This is a genomic window from Streptomyces sp. SID11385 (assembly GCF_010548245.1).
GTDB lineage: Bacteria > Actinomycetota > Actinomycetes > Streptomycetales > Streptomycetaceae > Streptomyces.
The window spans coordinates 1-4797 of sequence record NZ_JAAGLR010000634.1; the positions used below are offsets into that span (position 1 = coordinate 1).

Genomic DNA, 4797 nt, shown 5'->3' on the forward strand with positions numbered 1-4797 from the left:
TCCGGCCACGACACCGCGCCGTGCACCCGGTCCAGCAGCCCGCGCGAGGCGAGCGCCTCCGCGTCCCTGCGCGCCGTCACCGCCGAGACCCCGAGCAGCCCCGCGAGATCCGCGACCCGCACACTGCCCCGCTCCCGCACCAGGTTCAGCAGCCGGTCGTGCCGCTCCCCGACCCCTTCGCGCATACCGCGGCCCCTCCCTCGCCCGCCGCCTCCCCCCGAGAGCGGGAAACGATCATTCGATCACTCTACAGACGAGTCCGGAGCGGCCTTCGTCCTGGGTGCGGGCTTCGGCTTCGCGGCGGGCTTCGACTTCGGGGCGGGCTCCGGGGTGCGGGCGGGCTCCGGCTCGGCGGCGGGCTCCGGGCCGGTGGTGGGCTCCGCCCCGGTGGCGCCCTTCACCTTGGGCGCGGACTTCTTCGTACGGTCCGGCCCCGCGCCCGCGTCCCCCATACCGTCCCCGGACTCCGCGACCCCGTCCGGGAGTTCGCCCATCGCCCCGTCCTCGCCGTGCGCCGGCCCGTACTTGCGGCCCGCGCGCGAGGAGATGCCGCCGAGCAGGCCGCGCGGCGCGAGCCTGGCCGCGCCCATGAGCGCCTTGTACCGCGGATCGGGGATCGAGAGGGTGCGCCCGCGCGCGAGGTCGGCGAGGGCCGCCGTGACGAGCTTGTCCGCGTCGAGCCACATCCACTTCGGGATGTTCCCCGTCCCCATCCCGGCCCGCTCGTGGAACTCGGTCCGCACGAACCCGGGGCACAGCGCCATCAGCCGCACCCCGCTGCCCGCCAGGTCCCGCGCCACGCCCTGGGTGAACTGGACGACCCACGCCTTCGAGGCCCCGTAGGTCCCGCGCGGCAGGAAGGCGGCGACGGACGCCACGTTGACGATCCCGCCGCGCCCCCGCTCCCGCATCGGCTTCGCCGCCGCGACCGTCAGCCGCAGCACCGCCTCGCAGTGCACCTTGAGCATCGTCAGCTCGTCGGCGAGCGGGACGTCCAGGAAACGGCCCTTGTGCCCGAAGCCCGCATTGTTCACGAGCAGGTCCACCGGCTGCCGTACGTCGGCAAGGCGCCGTTCGACGGCCGCGATGCCCGCGTCCGTGGCGAGATCGGCGCGCAGCACGGTCGCCTCGACGCCGTGCCGGTCGTGCAGTTCGGTCGCCTGGCGGCGCAGCCGCTCCTTGTCGCGCGCCACCAGCACGAGGCTGTACCCGTCGGCGGCGAGCCTGCGCGCGAAGGCCGCGCCGATACCCGCGGTGGAACCGGTGATGAGAGCCGTAGTCATGCGCCAAGGCTAGTGATCCGGGCGGCCCCTCCGAACCCCCGGACCAGCGGCTGACGCACGCTCAGGAGGACTGCCGGGACGCGACGTACGCGCGCGCGGCGGCCAGCGCCTCGGGGTGCAGCGCCCGCGCGGCGGGCAGCAGGCGCGGCAGCAGCGCGCGCTCGGTCGTGTTCGCGCGGAACGCCATCGCCGCCGTCACCCCGTGCTCCGGCACGTATTCGCGTACGACCGGGTCCCCGGCCCGTACCGGGCCCGCTTCGAGCACCCGCAGGTACGCGCCCGTCTCGGCGCGCTCCGTGAAACGCCTCACCCACCGGGGCTCCCCGACGTGCCCGGCGAAGGTGCGGCAGGGAACGCGCCCGCCCGTCACCTCCAGGAGCAGGGTGGCGCCGATCCGCCAGCGTTCCCCGACGAGCGCGTGGCTCACGTCGAGCCCGGAGGTCGTCAGGTTCTCGCCGAAGGCGCCGTTCGCGAGCGGGCGCCCCAGCTCGCGCTCCCAGGCGTCGAGGTCCTCGCGCGCGAAGGCGTACACGGCCTGGTCGTCCCCGCCGTGGTGCCGCAGGTCCGCGACGACATCCCCCTCGACCCCGCTCCCGCCGGTCCCCTTGGGCCCGGGCGCGCTGATCCACAGCGGCCCGGCGACGGGCCGCTTGTCGATCCCCGTACCGCCGGAGGGGGCGTCGGAATGGGGCACGGGGGTGAGCCGGCCGATGTTGAGGGAGAGCACGTACGGGGTCGCGGGCGTGCCGTTCGAGGGGTCCATGCGGCGCAGGGTAGGCCGGGCGGGCCGTGTGCCGCCGCCCGTTTTCGGCGGCACGGTCTTTCCGTACGGCCCGCGCGCCCGCCACGTGACTCAAAGCACTTGCCGGGAAATCCGGCGGCCCCCCAAGCCTGCCTTATCGCGGCTTATCCTCGGACCCATGATCGAGGCCCGCCACCTGCGCGTCCTGCGCGCCGTCGCGACGACAGGTTCCTTCTCCGCCGCCGCGCGCACGCTCGGCTGCACGCAGCCGGCCGTCAGCCAGCAGATGAAGGCGCTGGAGGGCGCGGCGGGCACACCGCTGCTCGTGCGCACGGGCCGCGAGATGCGGCTCACGGAGGCGGGCGAGGCGCTCTCCCGGCACGCCTCGGGCATCCTCGCGGGACTCACCGCCGCCGAGGAGGAGGTCGCGGCGATCGCCGGGCTGCGCGCGGGCCGGGTACGGCTCGTCTCCTTCCCCAGCGGCAGTTCCTCGCTCGTGCCGAGCGCCCTCGCCGCGCTGCGCCGGGACCACCCGGGCACGCGCGTCTCGCTGGAGGAGGCGGAGCCGCCCCGCTCGGTCGAACTGCTGCGCGACGGCGAGTGCGACATCGCGCTCGCTTTCCGCTACGGGACCGGCGCCGACGACGGCGCGCAGGAGTGGGAGGGCCTCGTCGTACGGCCGCTGCTCCGCGACCGGCTCGTCGGCCTCGTCCCCGAGGGGCACCGCCTCGAAGGCCGCGACGGCCCGGTCGGCATCGCCGAGTTCGCGCGCGAGTCCTGGATCGCGGGCTGTCCCCGCTGCCGTACGCAGCTCGTCGAGGTGTGCGCGGCGGCGGGCTTCGCGCCCCGCATCGACTTCGCGACGGACGACTACCCGGCGGTCCACGCCCTCGTCGCGGCGGGCCTCGGCGTCGCCGTCCTCCCGGCCCTGGCCCTCGAATCCGTCCGCCCCGAAGGTGTCCGCACCCTCACCCTCGCCCCGCCGGTCCGCCGCGAGATCGTCGCCCTGACCCTCCCGGACCTGGCCCAGGTCCCCACGGTCTCGGCCACGCTGGACCGGCTGGAGCGAGGAGCGAGGGAAATCAGCCTCTCCGGCGCTTGAGGAACGGGGCCCGGGGCGGAGCCCCGCGAGGCCCGCCCCGCAGGAGCAGAAACGATTCGCCGAGAGCGCCCTACTCCTCCGCCGCCTCGCCGGAGGCCCCCGTACGGACCAGCCGATGCCGCGCCCGCCCCATCAGTTCCTCCCGCTCGTCCTCGGTCAGCCCTCCCCACACCCCGTACGGCTCCCGCACCGCCAGCGCGTGCGCCGCGCACTCCGCCCGTACCGGGCACCGCATGCAGACCTCCTTCGCCGAGGCCTCCCGTGCGCTGCGGGCGGCGCCCCGCTCTCCCTCCGGGTGGAAGAAGAGGGAACTGTCCACGCCACGGCAGGCGGCGAGCAGTTGCCAGTCCCACAGGTCTGCGTTGGGGCCGGGAAGGCGGGAGAAATCTGCCATTGCTTGTCCCCTTGCTTGCCGTTTCTGAGCGATCTGGGCCGTGAAGTGCTGCCGACCGTATATCTACCCTCATAGAAGATGAAAATATGACTCATGGGAAATCTAGCGGCAAACACTGACAAAGGGGATCAAAAGGCGCTAAATGGGGCATGGCTCTCTCTGGGCGTGTGATCACCCGGAGCACAAGGCACCCTCACGTAGAGTGCCGAGAGCGACAGTCCGGCCGTAACTCTTTCGGGTGACCGTCGTTGAGAGGGCTGTGGCGGTTGACGCGATAAGCGCTCGGGCAGATGTCCGAGGGTGTCCACCGCTCAGGTGACGATTCCGTACCAGCCTGGAGGCTCAAGGTGACGCGCAACAGCTGCGAGAGCTGCGAGGGGCAGTCATGACTTCCGTCCTCGTCTGTGACGACTCCCCGCTCGCCCGGGAGGCGCTCCGCCGTGCGGTCGCGACCGTGCCCGGCGTCGAGCGGGTGACCACGGCGGCCAACGGCGAGGAAGTCCTCCGCCGCTGGGGTGCCGACCGTTCCGACCTGATCCTCATGGACGTGCGCATGCCGGGGCTCGGGGGGGTGGAGACGGTGCGGAGGCTGCTCTCCGCCGATCCCGGCGCCCGGATCATCATGCTCACGGTCGCCGAGGATCTCGACGGCGTCGCGCTCGCGGTCGCCGCCGGGGCGCGCGGTTATCTGCACAAGGACGCCTCGCGCGCCGAACTGCGGGCGACCGTCACCCAGGCGCTCGCCGATCCCACGTGGCGGCTCGCGCCACGCCGGCTGCGCTCGGCCGAGATGGGCGCGGCGCCGACGCTCACGGCGCGTGAGATCCAGGTCCTCGAAGGCATGAGCCACGGCCGTTCCAACGCCGAGATCGGGCGCGAGCTCTTTCTCTCCGAGGACACGGTCAAGACCCACGCCCGGCGGCTCTTCAAGAAGCTCGGAGCCTCCGACCGCGCGCACGCCGTGGCCCTGGGCTTCCGCTGGGGGCTGGTGCGCTGAGGCTCCCGGGCCCCGGCCACGCGCATTCCCCGAGCGGCACCGGCCGCGCGGGAGGCCGCCCGCCTCCCGTACGCGGCAGGGGCCACCGCCGTGCACCCCGCGAGACCACACGGCTCCGGCACGTACCCGGACCTCCCGTTCCGATTCCTCCCCGGCCCCGGCCGGGAAATCGCCGTCCGGACCGGGGCCCGAGTACCGCGCCCTCGCCACCCGCCGCCCCACGCCAGGGGCGGCGGCCCCCCTCACCCCACGACCGCGCTCGCGCCGCGCCGCCGCGCC

Annotated in this window: 5 protein-coding genes and 1 pseudogene; 2 read left to right on the forward strand and 4 right to left on the reverse strand. The window is 74.2% G+C overall.

Annotation, left to right across the window (positions count from 1 at the left end; translation table 11 throughout):
* The 3 genes and pseudogenes from G3I42_RS19375 to G3I42_RS19385 all read right to left on the reverse strand — a co-directional run.
* Nucleotides 1-185, reverse strand: a 185-nt coding sequence (locus tag G3I42_RS19375) for a DeoR family transcriptional regulator (RefSeq protein WP_164287632.1), incomplete at its 3' end; no start/stop codon positions are given.
* Between the two features lie 330 nt (nucleotides 186-515).
* Nucleotides 516-1283 (reverse strand): annotated as a pseudogene (locus tag G3I42_RS19380) (SDR family oxidoreductase); the annotation flags it as partial.
* Nucleotides 1284-1344: 61 nt separating this feature from the next.
* The gene (locus tag G3I42_RS19385) at nucleotides 1345-2046 is read right to left on the reverse strand and encodes an MOSC domain-containing protein (RefSeq protein ID WP_164287636.1); all 702 of its coding nucleotides are present in this window, start codon (nucleotides 2044-2046) and stop codon (nucleotides 1345-1347) included.
* 157 nt (nucleotides 2047-2203) lie between these two features.
* On the opposite strand from G3I42_RS19385, the gene G3I42_RS19390 reads away from it, so the two are divergent.
* On the forward strand, nucleotides 2204-3127 hold the full coding sequence (locus tag G3I42_RS19390; protein ID WP_164287638.1) for a LysR family transcriptional regulator: 924 nt from the start codon (nucleotides 2204-2206) through the stop codon (nucleotides 3125-3127).
* A 70-nt stretch (nucleotides 3128-3197) separates the two neighbouring features.
* Here G3I42_RS19390 and G3I42_RS19395 read toward each other — a convergent pair whose 3' ends face one another.
* On the reverse strand, nucleotides 3198-3521 hold the full coding sequence (locus G3I42_RS19395) for a WhiB family transcriptional regulator (protein WP_164287639.1): 324 nt from the start codon (nucleotides 3519-3521) through the stop codon (nucleotides 3198-3200).
* Between the two features lie 385 nt (nucleotides 3522-3906).
* Here G3I42_RS19395 and G3I42_RS19400 point away from each other — a divergent pair, with 385 nt between their 5' ends.
* Nucleotides 3907-4518, forward strand: coding sequence for a response regulator transcription factor (locus G3I42_RS19400; protein WP_003948568.1), 612 nt, complete (start codon nucleotides 3907-3909; stop codon nucleotides 4516-4518).
* The last annotated feature ends 279 nt before the right edge of the window (nucleotides 4519-4797 follow it).

Excerpts from the sequence above, each read along its gene's own strand:
- G3I42_RS19385 (WP_164287636.1), bottom strand. The coding sequence starts at position 2,046 with ATGGACCCCTCGAACGGCACGCCCGCGACCCCGTACGTGCTCTCCCTC.
- G3I42_RS19390 (WP_164287638.1), top strand. The coding sequence starts at position 2,204 with ATGATCGAGGCCCGCCACCTGCGCGTCCTGCGCGCCGTCGCGACGACA.
- G3I42_RS19395 (WP_164287639.1), bottom strand. The coding sequence starts at position 3,521 with ATGGCAGATTTCTCCCGCCTTCCCGGCCCCAACGCAGACCTGTGGGAC.
- G3I42_RS19400 (WP_003948568.1), top strand. The coding sequence starts at position 3,907 with ATGACTTCCGTCCTCGTCTGTGACGACTCCCCGCTCGCCCGGGAGGCG.